Source organism: Methanobrevibacter sp. (assembly GCF_045116495.1).
In the GTDB taxonomy this organism is placed as follows: domain Archaea; phylum Methanobacteriota; class Methanobacteria; order Methanobacteriales; family Methanobacteriaceae; genus Methanocatella.
Genome location: NZ_JBGULU010000096.1, coordinates 1 through 24867, shown reverse-complemented (window position 1 = coordinate 24867; position 24867 = coordinate 1). Strand labels below are relative to the sequence as shown.

Here is a 24867-nt window from a genome sequence, read left to right as displayed (position 1 = left end):
AATTACCAGTCCAAACATTACCGGTACCGTTTAAATCAATTCTGGTATATTCATTACCGTCAGCATATAACACAAAGGTCACATTTTGAGGTCTGAAACCATCATGGTCATCACTGTCATTCCAAACTTTAGTAACATTGATTGTTATTTTATTGTAGACAGTCACATTAGCACTACTGTTAGTCTTATTAGTAACATTAGACCTAGCAGTAACATTATTTACTAAAGTACCGTTAGTTAATGCTTTGAAGTAAATAGTGAATGTAGCATTCTCACCTATGCCAAGATTATCTTTATAAGTGAAAATATTACCCTCTTTAATCCATTTGGTTTCATCTGTATGGTCTAAATACTCAAACTCAACACCATCTAAATAGGATTCAGTTACTGTCACATTACCAAGAACGTAATCGCCAGTATTAATTACAGTAATATTGAAAGCAACTTCATCACCGACATACAAGATAACAGTACTATTCAATGAAACTTTCATAACAGTCATATTAGGACTATAAACAGTAAAGTTTACAGTGTCATTTCCAAATGAGTAATTTCCAACACCAACAGAAACATTGTTTGTCATGTTTCCGGATTTGGTCACATTAAATGTTAAAATAATATAAGCTGTCTTATTTGGAGATAACTTGTCATTTAAAGTCCAGATTTTAGTTTGATTATCATATGTCCAATTAAATGAAGATCTAAATGATAAATATTTCAAACCGTCACTGAAATCAGTTTCATTTATCCAAATATATGTCAAATTACATTTACCTGTGTTATTTACAGTAATATTGAAATCAACAGTTTTGTTTACGAATACATCAGCGTTTACAATTTCCTTAGATACATTCATTTTAGGGACGGATACATTAAATCCAATTACATTTTGTGTTGCAGATGGTGTAATGATTTCTACGAAATTAAATAACTCAACAACACCATTTTCCAAAATTTTAACTGCATTATTTGTCGGAACTCTGAATCCTTCATTATATAACTTTAATACATTCTGAATAACTTCATCATTACTGTTTTCATAATCATGATCAGTGATAATGTTAATTTTACTCTGCAAATCTTTATGATTAGCTACACTTTCATCATTCCAATTAGTAAATATTAAAATTTTAAGTAATTCACCAACAGGTTCCTCAGTTATTGAATTTTGAGCATATCTTAAATCTTCCCACAGTACACCATATCTTGGATAATCAGCATCCTCTTCTACACAATACACATAATAACCATCAGCATAAGCGATGTTGTTTTTGGAATCATATTTCATGTCAACATAAATTGTATGATTCATTGAAAGAACATCCTGTCCTTGACGGACATTATTGTTTTCCATCACTTTTGTTGCAGCTAATACAACCCAGTTATCATCTGCAGTGTTATCATAAAACTCACAGTCTGAAACATTTGCAGTAATTGTACAAATTGCACCACCATGGTTTGCATGATTTGATTTGAATGTTGAATTTGTTATTGTCGGATAGTCTGCACTTATAGCACCGCCGTAGCCTTGTGCAACGTTATCAATAAAGGTACAGTTGTTAATTTTATCTCCTTGTTTTGTACTGGATACAGCTCCACCACCATATTTTTCAGCAATATTGCCTATGAATGTATTGTTTTCCAAAGTGTTAACTCCATATTCATATACAATTGCACCACCCATAAGTGCTACATTATGAGTGAAATTTGAGTTAATTACGGTGGTATTTTCTGCCCAAGAGTAAATTGCTCCCCCTTTAGTCATATTTCTTTCAAATACGGCTGGGAAAACACCATTATCTTTAAAAGTACAGTTATCAATTACAGGATTAATGCATCTTAACTTGGATGATACATAACCTAAAAATATCGCTCCTCCTCTTTCAGCATAATTTCCAACAAATTCTGAGTTTTCAACTCTTACATGATTTCCCTGACCAATGTAAATGGCTCCACCATATTTTGAACAGTGATTTTTCTCGAAATAGGAATTGTTTACCAGCAAATCATCTGCTCTTGAATAAATTGCAGCCCCATGATAATCACAGGTATTTCTTGCAAATCTACAATCATTAATTACAATTCCTGTAGATGACGCTGGAATATAAATTATACCCCAACCATATGCATTATTATCATGAACATATGTGTTGTTAATTAAGTTATCATTACCGTTCATCCATATTGCAGCACCGTCACCGTTTTCTACACTATTGACAGAAGTAATAGTAATACTGTTTGCAATTTCACAGTTGTTGACAGTCACATTATTACAATCAACTAAAGCAATTGCTCCTCCTTGGTCAGCATATGAACTTGAAAAGGAAACGTTGTCAATTACTGAATTACTAGCATCGGAACCTTTTAAACAGATTCCTCCACCATATCCATTAACTACTGCATTTTTGCAAGAGCTCATAGTAGCATTGACAATGCTAATTTTTTTATCAGAATAAATTCCACCACCGGAATTTGCAATTCCATTATAAAAACTACAATTTGCTATTAAAGTATTCGGTGCTGTGTTATAAATCGCACCACCTGAATATTTAGCTTTATTAGAGTTTATCATTGAATTAGTGATTGAAACGTTCTCATGGTTTGCAATATATATTGCTCCACCTCTTTGGATGTTTGTATTGGAATTTGAATTAATAATACAATTATCGACTTGAATATTGTCTCCATCAATATATAAAGCCCCACCATTTGTTGCCTTTCCATTTGTTAATGACAAACCACTTAAAACAACATTATTTCCAGTTATTTTAAATACCTGATTTTTTCCTTCTGCATTAAATGTAGTTGTTCCATCATAAGAGGTAATTTTTAAATTATTCTTATCAATTGTTAAACCAGTGTTTGAAGTACCTTTGTAAGTTCCTTTCATTACATAAATAGTATCTCCTTCCTGGAGACCCGCATTATTTATTGCTGATTGTAAATCACCGAAAGGTTTTGCCTGAGATCCGTTTCCGTCTGTTGCACCTGCTTTAACATACCAGTTATTTCCCGTATTTCCATCACCTAAAACTTCACTGTTTGAAGCTTTGAGAGCATCAGAAACACTATTATGTTCAACCTCAAAATTTCCGTTGTCTGCACCAACTGCATTCAATCCGTTTGAATTGTCTGCAGCAGAAACAGCGCCCACAAACATTATTAATACAAAAATTATTACTAAAATACCTATTAGTTTATTTAATTTCATCTTTTCCCTCTAACGAGAGTCAAATCAATATACAAACTAATCAAATAATATAAATTAAATTTATTAAAAGTTAATTTAAACCCATAAATAATACAATCAACCATTATCATGCAAGTAACAACGAAAAATAACTGATTAATACAATTATAACCATCATTACAAATACTAAGCCGAGAAATACCAATAATATCAGTTAAAATTGAACTTTAACATTTGATTTTTTCATATTTATCCTAGATTTGATTTAACTCAATAAATCTCAAATATATTATTTTGATGAATAATTAAATTATAAAAATCTAACCAATCACCTATTTTTGTTTATATTTAATAAACAAAATCATATATATTTTAATAATTTATAACAACATAATATTATAATTTAATATCAATATTGCATTTTAATATTTTTATAGAATGATATTTAAAATTTGTTATTAATTATTAAATTTTTTTTAGAAAAATATTGAATATATTATAAATTTTTATAATAAATTTTAATTAAATTAAAAAAAAAATAAAATGTAAAATATTTAAAATTGATTAAGAAATGTTAAAAAAAAATTACACATACGGCTAAATAATGTATAATATTCATTACATCAATAAAGAGTTGAAGATTTTCTAACTACAAAAAAGCAAAATCATATCCTTTAAATGTATATAATTTTTTACTAAAATATGAACAAGACAAAAATAATAAAAAAATTGAAAAAAAAAGTGAATTAAAAATTATTCATCAATCCATGCCTTAACAGTGTCTTTTACATCATAGACATTTGCGCCAGGAATTGAAAGGCCATTTTTAATTTCAGCACCCTCACATAATTTTGCCAAATCCTTTTGTGATGAGCCGAAACCTGATCCCTCATGAGTTACAAAAGGCTTTACGACTTTTCCTGTAAAATCAAGCTGTTCCAGTTGGGTAAACATTGGCATTGGCAAAGTTCCCCACCAGTTCGGAAAACCGATGTAAATTGTGTCGTATTCATCAATATTATCTAATGTTTCCTTGATTTCAGGCCTTGCATCAGCTTGCTGTTCGGCTTTGGCAACATCGATGCATTTCATGTAATCTGCAGGATATTCCTCTGCCGGTTCGACTTTAAATAAAGTCGCTCCATCCAATTCCCGAATGTATTCCGCAATCACTTCAGTGTTTCCCTTTTCAATGTTTTTAAGTTCACCACCGAAGTAGTTTTCACCACTTCTTGAAAAATAAATAACTAAACTTGCCATAAAAATCACTCACTACTATATTAATCAATCATCCATATAAAAATGTTGCCACTTACAACAATTACCATTTTAATAAAAAAAATGAATAGTTAAAAAACTATTCTTTAATTGAACGTGCTAATTCTGCACCTTTTTCAAATGCTTCAGCTAAGACATCCTCATCAGGTACGAATAAAACATCTAAAGTGTCAGTTACAGTAAAACCTGCTTCTTCTAAATCTCTTTGGAGTTTTGCAATAGCTCCTCCTCCCCATCCTTTGGATGAAAAGATTAAAGCGTTTTTCTCGCTGCCTGTTCCTTTGAAGTTGACACAGTCAAGCCAGTACATCATGTTACCGATTCTTGGGAACGGCTTGTTCATCATTGTAGGAGCACCGAGTGCAATAGCTTTAGAGTCAAGAATGTCTGTAATTACATCATCAGGACCGTCTTCCTGCATGAAGTACATTTCAACTTCAACACCTTCACTCATTATACCTTCAGCGATTTGGTATGCGAGCTTTTCGGTTGAATGGTGCATTGTATCATAGATAACAGTAATTTTGTCTTTGCAAACTCCAGATCCCCATTCAGTATATTTCTCTACGATTGGAGCTGGGTTTTTCCAGATTTGACCGTGACATGGAGCAATCATTTTGATTTCATTGATTAAACCTGTTTCGGTCAGTTCATTTAATTTCATTCTGAGCATTGGAGAGCCGAGAGTGACTAAATTAGCATAGTACTTTTGTGCTTCCTTAAGCAAGTAGTCAACAGAATAGTCTTCATCGAATCTTTTGGAGTGACATACGTGCTGTCCGAATGCATCGTTTGAGAACAATATTCCTTCTTCAGCCAGGAATGTGAACATGCTGTCAGGCCAGTGAAGCATTGGTGCTGAGATGAATTTTAAGGTTCTGCCACCAATATCGATTTCATCACCGGTAGCTACGGCATTGATTTCCAAATCTGAGAAGTTGTGATATTGATCTTCCAAGAATTTGATACAGTTAGCTGATGCATATATTTCCGCATCAGGATTATATTTATCAATAGTATCTCTTAAGTAAGTTGAATGATCCATTTCAGAGTGGTTTTGTACGAATACATCGATTTTAATATCTTTTCCTTCTTGTGCAAATGCATCTTCAATTCTTGCATCCAATTGATTTTGCAAGCCTGTGTAAGTATTGTCAATCAATACAGTTTTTTCTTCACCAAATACTAAATATGCATTGTATGTGGTTCCTGGAATTCCATATCCGTGGAAAGTTCTGCTGTTCCAGTGGATAACACCTACCCAGTAAACACCATCAGCTATTTTTACTGCTTTTGCTTTCATTTTTATACCTCAAAAATATTTAAGTTATATAAGTTTATATTAAATGTACTATATATAATATTATATTTATTAACAGAGGTTATTATTTTGAATAAAAGAATCGATTTACATATGCACAGTTTATTCAGTGATGGAGAATTATTGCCCTCCGAACTTGCAAGAAGAGCGTTAAAATTAAATCATGAAGCAATAGCTATTACAGACCATGTTGACTGGTCAAACGTTGATACAATTCCCGCCATTCAGGATGCAATTGATGACATCAATTCCAATTGGGACATTACTGTCGTTTTGGGGGCTGAAGTAACCCACGCTCCATGCGAATCCATTGATGGAATTGCTGCAAGGGCAAAAGATTTAGGGGCTAAAATCGTTGTTGTTCATGGTGAAACCTTAAACGAACCTGTAACTCCAGGAACTAATCGTGCAGCAGTTGAATCCGAACATGTCGATATTTTAGGCCATCCAGGTTTGATAACTGTTGAAGAAGCAGAAATCGCAAAGGATCATGATATTTATTTAGAAATTTCCGCACGTCAAGGACATTGCCTTGGAAATGGCCACGTTGCAAATGTTGCCCGTGAAGTTGGAAACAAATTGCTTGTCAATACAGATACACATTCACCTGATAATATAATCACATTTGAAAAGTCATACGAAATTGCATTAGGTGCTGGACTTTCTCATGATGAAGCGATGAAAGCAATAGTTGACAATCCTCGTAAATTACTAAAATCAAAAGGAATTTTTTAAAGTGGTTGATGAATTACAAAAACCACTTTCAAAAAAAATGCAAAATATACTATTTCTACCATCATGATATATATGGCACAGTTATTTTAGATAGTTTTTGTAAAAATGAAATGTTATTTACAAATATCACAAATGATTTAGACCATTGCCTTAAAAATTATCAATAATCTGACGTCATGAAAAAAAGGATAATAGTGAAAAATAATCTATAAAAAAAGAGAATTTTTTTTAGAAATCCCACATGAAAAAATTCTAAAACTTTTTTTCAAACATGGCAATAGCTATCTTAAAACTTTATATTTTAAAATTAAGTCCTTGCCTAAAATATATGAATCAATAAAATCCAATCTGACAGCTTCATCCATAGTATCAAAACCTTCACCATCAAAGAAAGTCTTAGCATTAGCTCCACCAACAATCATAGGAGCTACACAAATGCTTATCTCATCAATAAGACCTGCTTTAATCATTGAAAAGTTTAGGGTTGCTCCTCCTTCAAGCATTAGCTTTTCAATACCTTCTTCATGCAGATAACTCATAAGTGAAGTCAAATCCACTCGTTTATCTCCACTCCAGAAAAATTTAACTCCTCTATTTTTGAAGGTTTCATATTTTTCAGACTGAATGAAATCATCTTTATATGCATTTGCACTTGCAATTATTGTTTTTGCATCAGAATTAGTGATTCTTGCATCAATGGGAGTTCTGCATTTGCTGTCAACTACAACACGCACGGGATTATCTTCAGGGTTTGCATCAATTTTGTGAACAGTAAGTCTTGGATCATCTGCCATTACAGTACCAATTCCAACCATTATAGCATCACAGTCCTTTCTAATCTCATGAACTCTTTTCAAATCTTCAGAGCCTGAAATATTTGAACTTCCGGTAGCTGTTGCAATTTTACCATCCAGTGTCATTGCAGCATTTAATATTACATATGGTCTCATCATATTATCATCCGATGTGGTAGAACATTTCTTTAATCTGTAGGAAGTTCATTAATGTCTGATTTTCAAGCATGCCAGGCATTATCAATGCTACGATGATTCCTAAAATTCCAAAAGCTATTCCAATTGCCCATATTATTTTTACAGCATCCTTTTCTGCAATTGGTTTTCTTAAAATTAGTCTGATTAATGATTTAAAGCCAACATCAGGCCTTACCAGTTTTCCATCTTCATTCAGTTGTGTTGGTTTCTGTTGGGAACGATTCATTACACCTGCAGAATAGAATTTCAGAGCCGCATCAATAATATTCGGCATCAATACAATAAGTGCGATTAATTTTACCCTTCCAATAAACGCAATACATACAATAGCTGCACCTATGATTAATGTTCCTGTATCTCCAGGGAAAATTTTTGCCGGATATCTGTTAAAGTATAAAAATGCCGCCAATGCACCAAGCATACTCATGGATATGATTGTTACATCGTATTTTCCCAAAATTATACATGCAATGGTAAGTGATGTCATTGAAATAACGCCCAAACCGGATTCAATACCATTAAGACCCGCCAACATATTTGTTAGATTAGCACCTATTGACAAGGCTATAGGAATAGTAATCAGATATAATAAGCCTACATTCGGAGGTGCCGCCCACATCAGAGGAAGGCCTGCAATGAATAGTAAAAAGAATTTGGATTTTGATGAAAGCGCAAGCAAATCATCAAGAATACCAATCATTCCGACCAGTAATATTACAACCAGAACAACAATTAGCGGAAAAGCAAGGATTTCATGCATATAAATTCCGGAAAACATTCCCAGTACAAATCCAAAGATAATACCAAATCCGCCCATTTCAGCAACAACAGGTTTCCAGGATTTGTGAATGTCTTTTCCTACAATGTCTGCTTCTTCAAGTTTTCTAATAATCTTTGGCATGAATAATCGGGTCATTGAAAAAGAAAGTAAACCACAGATTATCGCTATCACGTATAAGGGAAGTTCCGGTAATATTATCATGATTAATTATTTAACATTCATTATTAAAAAAAGTAATTATTTTTTATTTAAAATATAATAGACACTCCTTAAGGGAATATCCAATTTTTCTGAAATTTCTTTTGCAGATAGCCCCTGACTTTTAAGGTTTTTAATTTCAGGATGATCATGTTTTCTTTTTCTGTTATCAAAATCAGTATTGCATTTTCGTAAAAGATAATAAACCCTATTTAAAGTAATATCCAATTCATCAGCTATTTGTTTTGGTTTTAATCCTTGATTTGATAGTTTCAATACTTCGAATTCAGCACCGTTTGTTTTGGATTTCGCTCCCCAGTCATATTTTTTTACAACTTCTATATCCAGCTGAGACAGTGCATCTATATATGTCTCTGACGTCCTGTCATAAACGCTTGGAGAACATGTAATCTCAGATAAATTGGGATATTTTTCTATAAGCTCTACAATCAGGGATGATGATAAAGCCTTTGTTATATGAACTGTTGTTGTGTCTTCATCCATATAATCACTATTTCTTAATTAAATCCAAGAATTTTTTAGACTTATCGCTTTTCGGATTTCTTATTTGATCGATATTTTTAAGTTCCTTTTTGATTTTGGATTCGTTAATGTTGAATGCATTGCTTATCTCTTCCAAACTGATGTCAGAATTTTGATGCACCAGTGCAGCGCCTAAAGCCACATGATTGAATTTGATATTGGAACTTCTAGACTGCTTTTCGAACTTGAATTTCTCATACAACAGCAAATCCATTTCAGGAATTGTGATGATTTTAATGTCTGTGAAGCTATTTAGAGTTTCAATAACCTTTGAATAAGTGGTTTTGAAAACTTTTCTCTGTTCCCTATCCAATTCCACTCTGATATAAGGGAACGGTCCGTTAACAATTTTACGGGAGTTATTGGAAGTTGTCAAATAATATTTAAAGATGTCCCACATAATCAGTGCAGAAGCGATGTTTTTAAAGGTATTTTTATAAATCGAATCTCTGATTTTTAAATCCCTACTTAAGGACCTCTTTAAATTGCCGAATTTGTCAGCATAGTTCAGCCTAACGAATTCTTTTTGGATTTGGTCATCTCTCCATTTTTCAATGGAATTAGAATCATATTTGTCTATAAAGTCAGGTGTCTGGTTTTGATATTTGGAGATTATTTCAAAATATTTGTTGATTCTTTTAAAATCAGTCAATTTTCTTTTTAAGATGTCATCCTTAATGTCACTGATAATTGCTTCAGAATATTTAACATAAGCAAGTGCAAGAGCTGTTCTTGCATGTTTATCGTCAATTATCGCAGGTTTTGTCTTATGGAACCTCAATGTTTCGATTCTGACATTCCTGCCGTATCTTCGCCTTACTTCCTCATCATAGTTATTAACATATTCGGAGCTTAAAGTAAGATTTTTTCTAACCAAACGATTGTTTTTGTCCCTTATTCTAATTACAAGGGAAATGGTTTTTACAACACCTTTACGTTCCTGTTTTAAAATGTTTAAAACCTGTTTGAATGATTCTCTGGCATATGGTGAAAATTCACTCATCAGTACCATGTAATTTCCGGAAAGAGGTAAAAAAGGAATAATTTCCAGTCTGAATGTTGCTTCCTTGTTGATTTTGAATGTGAAACCCTTGGATCCGCAACTGCATTTTGCCTCTCGTTGTCTGTACTCATCGATTGAATATTTTTTATAACATGAATTGCATTTCACATATCCGAATTGTTCAAGATTGCCGATTGCAATTTTATGAGAGTCAATTGCGGATTTAACCCTGTCCAGAATATTTTTCTTGGAGTTTGCCTTCATTCTGAATATCTGGTTATGGCGGGAATTTTCTCCAACCTCATCAAGTGACACTTCAGATACTGCCTTTGTTCCATACCGGTTCAAGGATGTGAAAGGAGTAGTGTATCCCTGAGCATCCATATCATCTTTCAGGTCTTGCAAATAGTTTAATCTGTCAACTAGTTTAAAGTAAAGACTTTTGAAATTGTCAAAATTTTCAATATCCTCTAAGATAATTGAATCATTTGCAATTTCTTTCAAGTAGTTCTCGGCTTTATTTACTAGGACAGATTCTTCCATTTTAATCTAATTTTATTGAATTCTTTCACCGACATTTCCATTTTCATCAGGTGAGAGTAATGCTCCGGATGCACCGGTTGCTAAAATCATACCTTCAGATAATGTTCCGAATAATTTTGCCGGCTGCAGGTTAGCTATTACACAGACTTTTCTTCCGATTAATTCTTCAGGGGAGTAGAATTTGGCAAGTCCTGCAACGATTTGTCTTGGTTTTTCTTCACCGATGTCAACTTGTAATTTTAATAGTTTATCGGATTTTTCGATTTTTTCCGCTTCTTTTACTTCACCTATTTTAATTACAAATTCGTCAAATTGATCTATAGTTACTAAATCAGTCATAGTTTCATCCTCTTTTTCATTTAAGTTTTCTTTTAATTTAGCTTTTTGAGCTTCAATTTCCTTATCTTCAATTTTTTTGAATAAAGGTTTTGCCTTGTTAATTTCATGGCCTACAGGCAATGGTATTTTTGCATCCTCCCAGTTATCCAAACTATCTATATTCATAATATCTGCGATTTTATCTGCTTTTGTTGGAAGGAACGGTTTTAATGTGTAAGCTAAGGTTTTAGCCAATTGATTAGATAAGTGTAAACAGTTAGCTGCTTTAACTTTGTCTTCTTTTACTGCTTTCCATGGTTCAGCATCGTTGAAATATTTGTTTCCTTTTTTGGCCACTTTAAATATTTCAAGCAAAGCTTCCCTGAATTCATAATTTGCAATGTATTCACCGGCCTTATCAGGAAGCTGTTCAATTGCCAATCTAAATTCTTCATCTTCGTCTGAAGGATTGGTATATTCAGGAATCTTACTGTCAAACTGCTTTTTGGTAAATACAAAAGTTCTGTGCAGGAAGTTTCCGATAACGTCAGCAAGTTCATCATTATTTCTTCTCTGGAAATCATCCCATGAAAAGTCTGAATCCTTGTTTAAAGGAGCATTGATTGTCAGATAATATCTAAGTAAATCAGGTTCATAGTCTTTAACAAAATCAGCAATCCATATTACCCAATTTTTACTTGTTGACATCTTTTCTCCTTCAAGAGACAAGAATTCACCTGCATAAATCATATCAGGCAATTTACATCCATAAGCTTTTAGAAGTCCAGGCCAGAATATTGAATGGTGGTAAATGATGTCCTTTCCAATGAAATGAACCACATAATCATTCCAATAGTCTTCCCATTTAATGCCAGACTGCTCAGACCATTGTGATGCAGAGGAGATATAACCCAGGAATGCTTCAATCCAGACATACAATACTTTACCTTTAGCTTCATCCAGAGGTACAGGAATACCCCAATCCATATCACGGGTCAAAATCCAGTCAGTCAATCCTTCATTTAACCAATTAATTGCATAGTTTTTAACATTGGCCGGAAGATTTTCATTTGTAGTGATGTATTCTTTCAAATCATCTTCAAATTCAGACAATTTAAAGGCATACTGAAATGTATCTTTAATTATCGGAGTTGTTCCGCATGTAATACAGTGAGGTTCATCAAGTTCTGTCGGATTAAGTGCTTTTCCGCATTTTTCACAGTGGTCACCTCTTGCTTCGGAACCGCAAACCGGACATAATCCTTCAACATATCTGTCAGGCAAGAACTTATTACAGTTTGGACAGTATAACTGTTGGATATCTTCTCTGTAAATAAATCCGTTATCGTATAAATCCTTAAAGAAATGTTTCGCAATTTCATAATGTTTTTCATCGGTAGTTCTTGTGAAATTATCCAATGATATGTTCATTGATTCTACATCCTGAACAATCATATCATGATATCTTTTTGAAATTTCAATTGGTTTTTTCTTCTCTCTATCAGCTTTTACTGCAATTGGAGTTCCATGCTCATCTGTAGCGCAAACCAGTAAAACATCATTTCCAACCATTCTGTTGTACCTTGCAAAAATATCTGCAGGCAGATATGTGGAACGGATATGGCCTAAATGACATGGTCCATTTGCATAAGGAAGTGCACATGAAATAAAAATCTTTGACATTTATCTAATCCCCTTAATTATTTTAAACATGATATAATTATGTTACTCATATATAATAAAATTAATATTTTTAGCCGTGCAATTTAAGAGGGATTGAATATTTGAAAAAAATTAATTTCAAAAATTTGAGAAAATCATCAAAATATCATCCCTTCAAATTCAATTCAATATTGATTCTAAAAATGAGTTAGCTATTTAATATATAAAATAAAGAGTTAAAAACATGACTGAAGTTTCATTTATCAACCCATTGTCAAATGAAGGAAGGCAAATTATAAGACAATATGGGGATTTAAATCAAATATTTGATGAAGATGAATCAATGGTCGACACAATCATCCATACAACCAATCAAAGAATATCAGATGATTCATTAATTCCAAAATCCTATGCTGATTATGCAATTAAACGTATTCAGTGGGCAATCGAGAAAAAAAATAACAAAAATTTCGTTCAGGCTGAATTTGAATACCTTACAAATTCAGATTTATTTATGCAGGATGTTGTTGTTTTTCATATCCTCTGTCAGGCAATAGCCATTCAGTTCAATTTGGGTTCTCGTGAAACTAGGCTTTTTGTTGAATCTCAGGGAACACTTATTCTAGAGAGATTGGCAAAGATTCCTCCAATGGCCAGAGCAGAAATAATTGATGAAGTTTTAGATGAAGTAAAAGTCGACGGTTCTATCCATTGGAAGTCATTGCGTGATGTCGTTGCATCCAAAAAACTTAAACTTACCGATTTATTAATTGACAATGGAAATATTATCCTTCAGCAAGACGACTTTTTAGAAAGATTCAGTGATGATTTCAAAGACAGAAGTCCTGAAAGAATGTATGGAATACTTGTAGGTGACAGCGTTAAGGAACAAATCCTATCAAGATTAATAATGCAAAAAACAGAAGAGTACATTGCCAGAATTAAGGAAATGTCTGCCAGAATTGAAATCCACCCGGCAATCATTAAAATTGGAGAAGAGTTAAAAGATTTCATTCCAGATGAAATCAGCAAATACAACCAATATTATGCTGGAAGCGGAGGATTATTCGGTTCAGTGGAAGCTGGAAAATTAAATCCTGATGCATTTCCACCATGCATTAAAGCAACCGTTGAAGGAGTATCTTCCGGAGGACGTAACGATGCAATTGTACTGTTATTAACTTCATTTGCATCATATGCAAGATTATATCCAAGAATATTTGCATCAGATGAAACAGTTAAAGTGTCAGATATGGATCCTGATTTGTCCATTACAGAAAATGAAATCCTACCGTTAATTTTTGATGCAGCGGATAACTGTACACCACCATTATTTGAAGACCAACCACAGGAAAAAATAAATATCATTTCAAAACTAGGCTTTGGAATGCATGATAGGGTTGACATCAACCATGAGGGGGAAACCAAATGGTACACTCCAATGAGCTGTGAGAAAATTAAAATGCATTTGCCGCAATTATGCCATCCTGACAAGTCCTGCAAAGGAATCAACAACCCATTGTCATGCTATGGGCGTAAAAAATACCAATTAGATAATGAAGCGCCTAAAGAGTAGACTCCGAGAATTTGAATGGATTGTGGTCTTCATGGATTGCATCATAATACTTGTTTAAAATCTTTGATTCCCACATGTTATAGTTTGCACGTTCGTTTTTATCGAAATTATAAGCCAATATTCCAACGGTGCGCTCATACTCGTCAATACCCTTATTTTCACAAAAATCAGTAATTATATCAGGAATATATTCACAGGGATCATCACTGCTGAATTCCAGAAATTCCTCATATTCACTTTTGGAAAAGAAATCCTCTTCACTAACAGGCTGTTCATGAGATTCAATTGTGAATAATTCAATGTAAATTTCAGTGGCCAAATGCAGCTGATTAAAATCAACACCCAATCCATAAACATTTCCTGTTTCCAGGTTTAGGACTGTATGGCCTGTTTTAATGCCTGCCTGCCAATTGTCATAAGCCGGCTTTACAATCTCTTCGGGAGATAAACCTGATAAAACTGTCTTAAGGTGTTCGACACCAATTACTTCTACAAACTCTTCCATGCAGTTATATTTCACAATTATCAATAATAAATTTTTTTAAAAAAAAATGGGAAGAATTAATGTTAAATTATTAATTTTTTGCGTGTTAATCTTTCCAAATCACGTTCATGGATTAAATGATTATCAATCTCTATTCTTCCACAGCATTGGCATTGAACAGCTCTTTCCTCATACTCTTTGAAATATGCGCCCATTTTTAATAACTGGTCTTCATCATCATAAATGCTTAAACCATTCTCATTAACACATTTAGTACATAAGACAGTAACTCCAAATTCATTTAACAAAAGTCCGTCTTTAGACACATAGAATTTTGTCCCATTAATATACATCCCATATTTTACTTCGATTTTATTTTCATCAGACATTTAAAAACCTCCTTTTTAGTTTTTAGCATTTAGATTGGAACACCAAGATAATTATAGAAATAGCTACCTAAATCACAATAGTTTACAACATATGCCGGAGCATAGGCTGAAAGATTTGAAGCTTCATTATCAAAAAATTCATTAGATTCTCCTATCCATAAATAACTGTCTTTATGTGTTCTTAAAACTCCTCCATGATGACCAGCTTTGTTTTCAGCTAATTTAGAGTTTTTTATTTTAAGGGTTCCATAATTGTTGATTGCTCCTCCTTCACAATTTGCAGAATTACCTTTAAACTCACAACCAACCACCAGACCGACAGCTCCTTTTTGATTGTTTATTGCTCCACCATCAAAAGACCTGTTTTCATTGAATCCTGATGCAAATGCCCTTAATTCTGAACTGTTGTAAATGGCACCGCCAAACTCGTCTGCAGCATTTTTATCGAATCTGCAGTTATATACATCAAATTCATCCAAATTTATAAGTGCAGCTCCGCTTACACCTGAAGTATTTTCAGTGAATTCACATCCAAGAACTTTAAACAAACCTTTTTGATTGTTGATGGCACCACCGTCCATTTTTGCAGAGTTAGCTTCAAAAGTGCAATCCTTTAAGAATGTTTTTTTCCAGTTTATGATTGCTCCGCCTAACTTTTGAGAGGAATTTCTGCTGAATCTGCAGTCAAAAGCTTTTAATATGCCTTTATTGTTAATAGCTCCACCATTGAGATTTGCAGAGTTGTTTTCAAATATGGAATTTTCAATTTTCAAATCAGCCAAATTCAAAATAGCACCGGCTTCAAACTCGGCGTTATTGTCAATGAATTTGCAGCCGACAATATTCAAAAATCCGGTTTGATTGACGATGACACTGCCGTCTAAAGCATTTGCATTCTTAAATACAATGTTTTTTAAGGTAACGTTGTTTGCATTAATTTTAAAAATGCCTGCTTTTCCGTTTGCATCGATTGAATGGTTATTTCCATCAATGACAATATTGTTTCTGTCAACTGTTATATAATCCAGCTCATCACCATCTGATAAAATAATATCCGAGTCGAGAGTCAACCGTTTTCCTTCTTTTTGAACTTTTTCATTTAAATTTGTAAAATTGTTGGATTTAAATCTGTTATTATGCATAATAATCACCTTTTTTTTATTGATTAAATTATTTTCTAAAATTGAACATATTTAAATCGTCTAAATCATTTCATTTAGTCTTGTTTGACAGAGACCACAATTGCACAAAAGCACAATATCAAATAAAATAAATACTTTGAAAATAAAATTATAATCATGTTTTCTAAAGCTACAATAAAAGAGCGAAGACAATATTACCGGGAAGAATGGGACCCTAAGGACTTGCCGGAATTCATTTCCAGTGAAATTAAAAAAAGAGAGTTCGGTTTTGACCATAACGGAAGAGGCCCTAACGACAGATATAAAGTCTTTAGAGGAACAGAATCCTTGAGAAAATTCCTACGATATAAGGCACCATTTGCAGCATACATATCTGTAGCTTTTTACAATAATCCCCGAAGAAGGGAAGACTGGCTGAAAGCCGAATATATTTTCGATGTTGATGCAAAGGACATTCCAATCAGGTCCTGCCAATGCAATGGAGTTTGTGAAACATGTCTTGGTGAAGCTTTAGAAATAGTAAACTCATTGATTGACACCTTAGAAGGAGATTTAGGACTTAAAAACATTCATTTGATTTATTCCGGAAGAGGATATCACATTAGGATTCTGGATGAGGAAATGATGCTTGCAAACAGTGAGCTCAGATCTGAAGTATTGAAATATGTTGCGGGAGCTGAAGTTCCAAAATCCCAATTCATTAACTCAGAGATTTCAAATAAAAGTTTTAACTTCGAGCATTTCTCAATTCCGATAGGGTATTCCAAAATATTTACAGATAAGGTCAAATTCAATATCCAGCATCTTGTCGGTAATGAAAAGCTTGACGGAATAAATCCTAAATTAATGAAGGATATTATAGCTTCAAGACATCACCTGGAACAGGACAACTGGGGACTGTTTAAAAGTGAAATCGGACCTAGACGTTATAAAAATCTTGTTGAAGCCATGGCAAGAGTTAATCTCGCAACAATTGATGCAAAAGTAACAATTGACCTTAAAAGGATTTTAAGACTACCTTCATCACTCCACTCAAAGGTAAGCATGAAATGTATGGAAGTTAAAAACAGAGAAACCTTTGACCCATTAGATAAAGCGGTTCCAAAATTTGTTTATGAAAGAAAAGGTGTTTAGAATGGATGAAGATTTAAAAGATATCCTAAGAAAAAGTCCTCATTTTGATGAGATTAATGAAAATAGATTCATTCCTGAATATTTGGGATTGATTGTTAACGGTGTTGTCGTATATCATGTAAACTGGATCGATATTGTTGAAAATGAAGTGATATTCATGCACAAGGACATCCAAACCCATCCTATAGTTTCAATTGTTTTGGATAATCTTAATTCATTAATGATTATTACAAGTGACGGAATAAAAAAAGTGGTATAATCAGTCAGTACTGAAACATTTGTCTATTATTTTTTTAGAAATCACATCGGGAGCATCATCGGCCGGAACCACATTCCAGTTATATGTAAATTTCTGTGACCTTTCACGGTTTTCCCTTAGTGATTCAATATTTTCAAACATTTCCGTTTCTTCATCACGTGCCCCTATTCTTCTAAGTGACTCTTCAGGAGTAATATCCAAAAAGAACATGCAGTCTGATGTCGGAAGAATGAATGATACAATCTTATATGTAATTGTATTGATAATATCCGGAAGATACATTACCGCCAGGATATATCTTGAAAAGATTACTACATCAACATCGCTATTGTAATAGTACATATGAACTGACCTGATTGCATCAAGACCAAAATAAATAGTAGCTTTGATATGGTTTAATTTTCCTGTTTTAAGGAGTGCCTGTTTTGATTTTCTGCCGAATTTATTGTCAGAGCACGGATGGGAACGAATAGTAACATCCCTTCCCTTTTTTTGATATGCTTCAGCAATCAAATTAACCTGTGTGTCCTTGCCTGAACCATCTAATCCATCAATAACAATAAATTTATTCATAGCATCCCTTAATCATTCAATCGGATAAAATTCTGTGTATATGGAATTTCTTTCAATTGGATTACGGTCCAAATCTTTAACCATCCTTGACAGGAATTCAATAGATGCATCCACACCGTCAGGTGCACCAGAAGCTTCTGAAAGTTCATCTCCACCTAATGTACCGCCCAAATCATTTGCACCTGCAGTCAACACGACCTGTGCAAACCTAAATCCCAATTTAACCCATGATACCTGAATATTAGGAATTATGTCCCTAAGCATTAATCTTGAAACGGCATATAACTTTAAATCCTGAGTTCCGGTAGCTCCAAGATCAGATTGTCCTTCTAAAAATATTGGAGCATATTCACGCATAAATGTCATAGGAATAAATTCTGTAAATCCTCCGGTATCCTCTTGAATTTGTTTTATAATGTTAATATGTTCTACCCTTTCTTCTAAAGTTTCCACATGCCCATACATTATTGTTGCAGAGCCTGGAATTCCGACTTCATGAGCTGTTTTTACAATATCAATCCATTCAGCTACACTAACCTTTTGGGGACATATTATCTCCCTTGAACGGTCAGTCAATATCTCTGCAGCAGTTCCAGGTAATGTGTCAAGACCCGCATTCTTAAGTATTTCAAATCCCTCTGCAATGTCAATTCCTGAAACCCGACAGGCATCACGGACCATTGTAGGTGAAAATCCATGTATTGCAACATCAGGATGTGCATCTTTTAATAAGGTCAGCAGATGCACATAATAGTCAATATCCGCATCTTTCAGCACACCACCCATCAATGTGAATTCACGGGCACCATTAGCTACAGCACCCTCCGCCTTGGCCAAAATCTGCTCGTCATTCAGGATGTATGCATCAGGGTCATCGGCATCCTTTCCAAAAGCACAAAAACTACATCTGACTGTACAGATATTTGTAAAATTGATATTACAATTATTAATGAATGATACGTTGTCTCCAACGAGTTTGTGTCTTAAAAAATCAGCAGTTGCAAGTAAAGGGTATAGTTCTGGCCCTTTAATATTCATTAAATGATTAGCTTCCTCAACAGTGATTGATTCATCCAAGGATTTTGTTAGAATCCTTTCTGTTTTAGAAGAAATGGGTAGTTTATCAAACATGATTTTATATAAGTTAAAAGTTAAATAAAAAGGTTACTATTAATTATAGTTATTTTATGAAAATGTAGATTAATTAAAGTTAAATTATAATAAAATTATTCATGATATAATGAATTAAATGATTATTTATAATTTAAATATATTTTTATACTATTTTAAATAAAATAATTTAATATAACTAATGATGTGATATGATGGATAGTAGTGAAGCTATTTATGATGGACTTAAAGACTGTGGAATCGACTTTATAGTTAGCGTTCCATGCGTAAACTTATCAAAATTACTGAATATGATTGATGATGATTCAGAAATTATCCATATTCCAGTTACACGCGAGGAAGAAGGAATTGGAATATGTGCCGGAGCATATCTCGGCGGTAAAAAACCAGCTATTCTAATGCAGAATTCCGGACTTGGAAACTCCATCAATGCATTGAAGTCACTGATGGAACTGTACGAATTTCCGCTTTTAATGATAATGAGCCATAGAGGAACTGAAGGCGAAAACATCTGTGGACAGGTTCCTATGGGTCAGTCCACCCCCAGAATTCTCGAAGGAATGGATTTCAAATTTTTCAAACCTGGAAATCCTGAAGGTGCATATGAAGACATAAAAGCGGCATGGGACTTATCAACAGAAGAGGGAAGACCTGTCAGCGTACTATTGGAGATAAAATACTGGTGATAACATGGCAAGATATGAAGCTATCGAAGATATAATGAAAAACATTGACGATGAACTAATAGTCTGCAATATCGGATTTCCATCAAGAGAATTATACGAAATTGACGACAGGGATGAAAACTTCTATATGATTGGTTCAATGGGGCTTGCCTCATCAATAGGTTTAGGACTGGCGCTGGCAAGACCTGACAGGAAAGTTGTCGTCATTGACGGAGACGGATCACTTCTGATGAACATGGGGTCACTTGTAACTATTTTTGCAGCAAACCCTTCAAATTTAACCTGGATTGTTATTGACAATGGCGCCTATGGTTCAACAGGCAATCAGGATACCTATGCACAGCTAATTGATTTGGTTGAAATTGCAAAAAGCGTTGGATTTAAAAACAGCTATGATTTTAAAGACGTTGATTTAAAGGAGATTATAGCCAGCGAAGATGCGAGCTTTATTGTCTACAGTACAGAATCAGGCAACTCAAAAGCACCAATCATTGATTTGACACCAATTGAAATTAAAAAAAGATTCATGAATGCCATAAAATAACAATGGCGAGATTGAATTTGTATTTTACTTTGAAAAATCATCACCATATAGATATTTAAAAATATGCTTTTAAAAAAATAAAATAATATTAAGAGGAATTAACCCCTTAATATGAATTCTAACTTACAATAAACCTCATATTCATTGCAGGGTGAGAGTGGCTTGTTGTACTGCCGCAAGCAGAACATCTATACTTCATAGTAATTTTCACCTTTGCAGTAGAAGGTTTATACGCCTTACTTGCAGGAATATACTTGACTTTAAATGTTTTTGATACTGTTTTCTTAAAGTATACAGTATTTCCAACCTGTTTTATATAATTTAAGTCAGTACCTGTGTAAAATTTAGCCTTACCTTTTTTGTTGACTTTTACTGCATCAATAATTTTAACTTTACCGCTTTTAACCAGTTTGCCGCTGGTGGTTTTAACTGTCACATAGAATTTTTTAGGGGAATCACGATAACAAACCTGGTTTTTAACATATATTTTGGTTGCAGACCTTTTTTTAATGGTGGCAGTTGAAGATGCAGCAGATTTTACAAAGTTATTGCCTTTGAATGTAGCAGTATACTTGTATGATTTGACTTTGCTTAATTTAACTTTTTTAGTAGCTACACCATTTTTAACAGCAGCATTATAAGTCTTGCCATTGATTTTAAAGGTTACAGTACCTTCATTAACATTTTTTCCCTGACTTTTAACAGTTGCTTTAAGAGTTACCTTATAACCCTGATAAGCACTTACCTTACTGGCAGTAGTGGTTGTCTGAGCCTTATTGATAACCATTGTCCTTTTAACGGCAGCCGCACTTACCTGGGCCAAATTTGAAGAATAGGTAACTGTGCATGTTCCAACATTGAATGGAGGCACATAAGAGAACTGGCCCGCAGAATCAGTGATGAAATATTTAGATACACTTTCAGTTCCATCATTAAATACCGCTTTAACTTCGAAAAACTTAAGTGGTTTTCCAGTGTTTTTATCGGTTACTTTAACTGTAGTTGACTGGCCGGAATTATAATCTGCATTATAATCACTGGCAGATATTACTGCATTTCCTTTAGCTTTCAGAACTGTTGAATCCATCAGATTAGTATCTAGACCATCATTGTATGCCGCTAAAAGATATAATCCCGGAGCAACTGAATTTGCCGCAAACTTATAATTATAATTTCCAACTGTTCTGCCTGCGCTACTGGAAAATGTTTGAGATTTGAAAACAGGAACCAAATCTCCATTTTCATCTATTTGGATTAATGCAAAATAGAAATTATAAGCATTTAGGGCATAGGTTTGACAAGGTTCCATATAATAGTATATGGTTCCACCGTCCTTTGCAGAAATTTCATATCCGTTATCATTAAGATCGATTTTATAATTTAAATAAGAAATAGGTGTTGCGGAAAGAACATCATCCTGTTGACCGGCCAATACATCCTGACTTTCAACATCATTATTATCCTCTTGTGCAGAAACTGCATTATCTTCAACTTCCGCACTCAAATCTTCATCAAAACTAGTTACTACATCCTCAGAAATCGCATCATCAATCGCAGTCGTATCTGAAACGTTTTCAGATGCACTTACTGTTGATATAGCGCAAATACTGACTAAAAACAACATCAGTATATATAGATATATCTTTTTGTTAAACATTTTTTTATTCTCCTGAATGTTTTAAAACATAGAAAATATTTATTGATAATTATTGTTTTATTTATCAAGGTATATAAATAATGTTTAAATTGTAAAAATTAATTTACAAAAAAGTCCTTTTTGAAAACAAATCTCTTCGCCAATAATGTTAAATTATCGGTTAGTCAAAAAAAAGTAAAAAAATGTAAATTAGCTCAACACTAATTTACAGTGTTCTTAGTTTCGTCCAGCTCTGCAATTTTAGCATCAAATTCATTGAATTTACGGGCAAGACCTGAGAAATAAGGGATATAAACTTTTGAGAATGTGAGTCTTTGAGAATCTTCCCCCAACTCTTCAATTCTGTCTTTAACACCCTGTATTTTACGTTCAACCTCATCATACATCAAATCACCAGGGAATTCACCGATGAACACTCCGTCAGCACCGTTATCCAGTGCATAGTGAATATGCTTTGGACTTACACGATTTACTGAAATGACTTTAATGATATGGATTGATTCAGGATATTTGAGTCTGTTAACTCCTATGTTATCAGCTGCAGTGTATCCGATGTTATCTAAAAATACAAGTATCATGCGCTCGCCCTCTTGCTTTTTAGACAATACTCCCTTGATGGTAGCCAATATCTTTTCGTCAATGTTTCCGTTTACATGAATGGCCCTCTGGTTACATCCAACAAGACATTTACCGCAACCGGTACAGCTCATAGGATCTATATAGATTTCATCATTCTGAATGCTCATTGATTTGTATTTGCAACGTTTGATACATTCACCGCAAACGGTACACTTTTCAGTGTCGATTTCAGCAATGAAAGGTTCTATTTCCACACCGCCATAATTATATTCGCTGACCTTTGCTGCTGCGGCTGTCGCCTGCATGATTGAATCTGTTATGTCTTTTGGGTCATGTGCTGTTCCACAGACGAAAATTCCCTGAACATCAGTGGCAATAGGCTTGATTTTCGGATGTGATTCCTTGATAAAACCGTCTTCAGTTGTTCCAACATTCAGGATTTCAGCTATTTCCTTTGTACCTTCTGACGGTTCCATTGCAGTAGAAAGCACTACCATGTCCGCCTCGATTTCTACAAATTCCCCTTTCAGAGTATCTTCAGTCCTTACGATGAAATTGTCTCCTTTTTTGACCACTTCACCAGGACGGCCTCTCAAGAACCTCACTTCATTTTCCTGAGTGTGCTTGTAGTATTTTTCAAACATTCCAGGAGTTCTGATATCCGTATAGCATATTAAAACATCAGTATCAGGATACTTGTGCTTTATGATGTTTGCATTCTTTAGGGCTACTGTACAGCATATCTTTGAACAGTACCTGTGCCCGTCAGGCTTTTCATCTCTTGAACCGACACACTGTATCATTACAACACGTTTTGGAACTTCACCGTTTGACTTAAGGAGTTTTCCTTTTGTAGGACCGTTTACTCCGGTGATACGTCCCAGTTCTGATTGGGTTATTACATCATCATATCTTGTATAGCCATATTCAGGACGCTTGTCCATGTCAAACAGCTTATGGCCTGTCGCCACGATAATTGATCCTACCTGAAGAGGAATCCTTTCAGGCTTTCCCCTTAACTTGATTGCCTTCATGGTACATGCCTTTACACAGTTACTGCATTTAGTACAGTTGTCCATGTCTATTACATAGCTTTCAGGATAAGATTGACCGAACGGCCTGTAAATTGCTTTTCTTGTGGAGAGATTATCATTCCAGTCATTCGGAACCTCCACTTCACATGCCTCTGCACATTTTCCGCATGCAATACACTTTTCAGTGTCAACATATCTTGGGGATTTCTCCAAAATCAGATTATATGTTCCTGCCCTTCTTTCAGCTTCAATGACCTTAGTGTTAGTTAAAACACAAATATTTTCATTCCAGACAAGCTCGTTTAGAATTGGATTTAATAGACACATTCCACATTCTTCAGCTATTTTGACCGGCGAGAAAACCTTACCTATTTTTGCCATATGTCCTCCGATTGAAGGTGACTGCTCTATCAATGTTACCTTAATTCCCTGCTTTGCAAGTGACAGCGCAGCATTCATTCCGGCAATTCCCCCTCCAATGACAGCAACTTCGTCCGGAGTTTGACAGTAAATCGGATCCACCGCATCGGATTGCTTTACCTTTTCAATAGATGCATTAATTAGAGTAATTGCTTTGTCAGTTGCCTTTTGCCTGTCATCGTGAACCCATGAACATTGCTCGCGTATATTTGCCATATCCATCAAATAAGGATTTAGAGGTTTTACATAGTCCTGGAAAGTTTTTTCATGAGAAATCGGTGAACATGCCGCAACCACAACACGGTCAAGGTCATGGTCAAATATTGCATCACGAATTATCTTACGGCCATTTAAAGAACATAAGTTCTCAAACTGCCCAATGAATTCCACGTCAAGCTCCTGTCTGACCCTGTCCAAATCAACAATATCTGCAATATTTCCTCCGCATTCACATAAAAACACGCCAACTTTCAAATCACCCCTCATTTTTCAACCTCCTTAAACTCCTTGATTACTGAATCTATCGGCACTGTATGGGCTTTTTGTCCGATTACCTTATCCAAATCTCCCCCCATAGCAAGTGCCAAAAATTGTGTTATATTCAGGTGTATTGCCCTGAAATTTCTTCCTTCACGTTCCCCAATCAGATGCTGATACCTGTCAAACTGAATATGGCAGTTCGGACATAAATGAAC

At 34.2% G+C, this 24867-nt stretch carries 21 protein-coding genes and 1 pseudogene; 6 read left to right on the top strand and 16 right to left on the bottom strand.

From position 1 onward, the window contains the following. The 3 genes from ACJMLH_RS05235 to ACJMLH_RS05225 all read right to left on the bottom strand — a co-directional run. Positions 1–3211: right-handed parallel beta-helix repeat-containing protein (locus ACJMLH_RS05235; RefSeq protein WP_405275423.1), on the bottom strand; the 3211-nt coding region annotated here is incomplete at its 3' end. A 732-nt stretch (positions 3212–3943) separates the two neighbouring features. Then, positions 3944–4450 carry a flavodoxin gene (locus tag ACJMLH_RS05230; RefSeq protein WP_405275421.1) on the bottom strand — a complete coding sequence of 169 codons (507 nt, stop codon included), beginning with the start codon at positions 4448–4450 and terminating at the stop codon, positions 3944–3946. 97 nt (positions 4451–4547) lie between these two features. Further along, on the bottom strand, positions 4548–5771 hold the full coding sequence (locus ACJMLH_RS05225) for an FprA family A-type flavoprotein (protein WP_405275418.1): 1224 nt from the start codon (positions 5769–5771) through the stop codon (positions 4548–4550). A gap of 87 nt (positions 5772–5858) precedes the next feature. On the opposite strand from ACJMLH_RS05225, the gene ACJMLH_RS05220 reads away from it, so the two are divergent. Beyond that, complete coding sequence (locus ACJMLH_RS05220; protein WP_405275416.1) at positions 5859–6524, top strand: histidinol phosphate phosphatase domain-containing protein; 666 nt, start codon at positions 5859–5861, stop codon at positions 6522–6524. A 281-nt stretch (positions 6525–6805) separates the two neighbouring features. Here the strand turns inward: ACJMLH_RS05220 and ACJMLH_RS05215 are convergent, their stop codons facing one another. From ACJMLH_RS05215 to metG, 5 genes are read right to left on the bottom strand one after another with little or no spacing between them, the layout of a single operon-like run. Beyond that, positions 6806–7474 (bottom strand): 2,5-diamino-6-(ribosylamino)-4(3H)-pyrimidinone 5'-phosphate reductase, encoded by a 669-nt coding sequence (locus ACJMLH_RS05215; RefSeq protein ID WP_405275428.1) that lies wholly within the window; start codon positions 7472–7474, stop codon positions 6806–6808. Positions 7475–7481: 7 nt separating this feature from the next. Beyond that, positions 7482–8498: an MraY family glycosyltransferase gene (locus ACJMLH_RS05210; RefSeq protein ID WP_405275414.1), complete on the bottom strand. Its 1017-nt coding sequence runs from the start codon at positions 8496–8498 to the stop codon at positions 7482–7484. 36 nt (positions 8499–8534) lie between these two features. Next, the gene (locus ACJMLH_RS05205) at positions 8535–8999 is read right to left on the bottom strand and encodes a hypothetical protein (RefSeq protein WP_405275412.1); all 465 of its coding nucleotides are present in this window, start codon (positions 8997–8999) and stop codon (positions 8535–8537) included. 7 nt (positions 9000–9006) lie between these two features. Continuing rightward, complete coding sequence (locus ACJMLH_RS05200) at positions 9007–10584, bottom strand: DUF530 domain-containing protein (RefSeq protein ID WP_405275410.1); 1578 nt, start codon at positions 10582–10584, stop codon at positions 9007–9009. 12 nt (positions 10585–10596) lie between these two features. Further along, a complete protein-coding gene (gene metG / locus ACJMLH_RS05195; protein WP_405275407.1) occupies positions 10597–12585 on the bottom strand; it encodes a methionine--tRNA ligase in 1989 nt (662 codons plus the stop codon). 223 nt (positions 12586–12808) lie between these two features. Here metG and ACJMLH_RS05190 point away from each other — a divergent pair, with 223 nt between their 5' ends. Further along, positions 12809–14140, top strand: a complete 1332-nt coding sequence (locus tag ACJMLH_RS05190) for a DNA primase (RefSeq protein WP_405275404.1) — start codon at positions 12809–12811, stop codon at positions 14138–14140. Here the strand turns inward: ACJMLH_RS05190 and ACJMLH_RS05185 are convergent. From ACJMLH_RS05185 to ACJMLH_RS05175, 3 genes are read right to left on the bottom strand one after another with little or no spacing between them, the layout of a single operon-like run. Then, a complete protein-coding gene (locus ACJMLH_RS05185; protein WP_405275402.1) occupies positions 14130–14660 on the bottom strand; it encodes a hypothetical protein in 531 nt (176 codons plus the stop codon). The genes ACJMLH_RS05190 and ACJMLH_RS05185 overlap by 11 nt on opposite strands. A 47-nt stretch (positions 14661–14707) precedes the next feature. Continuing rightward, positions 14708–15013, bottom strand: a complete 306-nt coding sequence (locus tag ACJMLH_RS05180; RefSeq protein ID WP_405275400.1) for a hypothetical protein — start codon at positions 15011–15013, stop codon at positions 14708–14710. 29 nt (positions 15014–15042) lie between these two features. Continuing rightward, positions 15043–16155 carry a hypothetical protein gene (locus tag ACJMLH_RS05175; RefSeq protein ID WP_405275398.1) on the bottom strand — a complete coding sequence of 371 codons (1113 nt, stop codon included), beginning with the start codon at positions 16153–16155 and terminating at the stop codon, positions 15043–15045. Positions 16156–16311: 156 nt separating this feature from the next. Here ACJMLH_RS05175 and priS point away from each other — a divergent pair, with 156 nt between their 5' ends. Together priS and ACJMLH_RS05165 are read left to right on the top strand one after the other, a co-directional pair. Then, positions 16312–17289, top strand: coding sequence for a DNA primase catalytic subunit PriS (priS, locus tag ACJMLH_RS05170; RefSeq protein ID WP_405275396.1), 978 nt, complete (start codon positions 16312–16314; stop codon positions 17287–17289). 1 nt (position 17290) lies between these two features. Next, positions 17291–17548 carry a hypothetical protein gene (locus tag ACJMLH_RS05165; protein WP_405275394.1) on the top strand — a complete coding sequence of 86 codons (258 nt, stop codon included), beginning with the start codon at positions 17291–17293 and terminating at the stop codon, positions 17546–17548. Here the strand turns inward: ACJMLH_RS05165 and ACJMLH_RS05160 are convergent, their stop codons facing one another. After that, positions 17549–18121 (bottom strand): thymidylate kinase, encoded by a 573-nt coding sequence (locus tag ACJMLH_RS05160; RefSeq protein WP_405275391.1) that lies wholly within the window; start codon positions 18119–18121, stop codon positions 17549–17551. A 12-nt stretch (positions 18122–18133) separates the two neighbouring features. After that, complete coding sequence (gene cofH, locus ACJMLH_RS05155; RefSeq protein ID WP_405275389.1) at positions 18134–19252, bottom strand: 5-amino-6-(D-ribitylamino)uracil--L-tyrosine 4-hydroxyphenyl transferase CofH; 1119 nt, start codon at positions 19250–19252, stop codon at positions 18134–18136. Positions 19253–19446: 194 nt separating this feature from the next. Here cofH and comD point away from each other — a divergent pair, with 194 nt between their 5' ends. After that, positions 19447–19938 (top strand): sulfopyruvate decarboxylase subunit alpha, encoded by a 492-nt coding sequence (gene comD, locus ACJMLH_RS05150; protein ID WP_405275425.1) that lies wholly within the window; start codon positions 19447–19449, stop codon positions 19936–19938. A gap of 4 nt (positions 19939–19942) precedes the next feature. Further along, positions 19943–20482, top strand: a complete 540-nt coding sequence (gene comE / locus ACJMLH_RS05145; protein WP_405275387.1) for a sulfopyruvate decarboxylase subunit beta — start codon at positions 19943–19945, stop codon at positions 20480–20482. Positions 20483–20600: 118 nt separating this feature from the next. Here the strand turns inward: comE and ACJMLH_RS05140 are convergent, their stop codons facing one another. The 3 genes and pseudogenes from ACJMLH_RS05140 to ACJMLH_RS05130 form a co-directional block, all read right to left on the bottom strand. Further along, on the bottom strand, positions 20601–22139 hold the full coding sequence (locus ACJMLH_RS05140; RefSeq protein WP_405275385.1) for an Ig-like domain-containing protein: 1539 nt from the start codon (positions 22137–22139) through the stop codon (positions 20601–20603). Positions 22140–22339: 200 nt separating this feature from the next. Next, positions 22340–24658 carry a ferredoxin:CoB-CoM heterodisulfide reductase subunit HdrA gene (gene hdrA / locus ACJMLH_RS05135; protein ID WP_405275382.1) on the bottom strand — a complete coding sequence of 773 codons (2319 nt, stop codon included), beginning with the start codon at positions 24656–24658 and terminating at the stop codon, positions 22340–22342. After that, positions 24655–24867, bottom strand: a pseudogene (locus tag ACJMLH_RS05130) (heterodisulfide reductase subunit B); the annotation flags it as partial. The gene hdrA and the pseudogene ACJMLH_RS05130, both read right to left, overlap by 4 nt.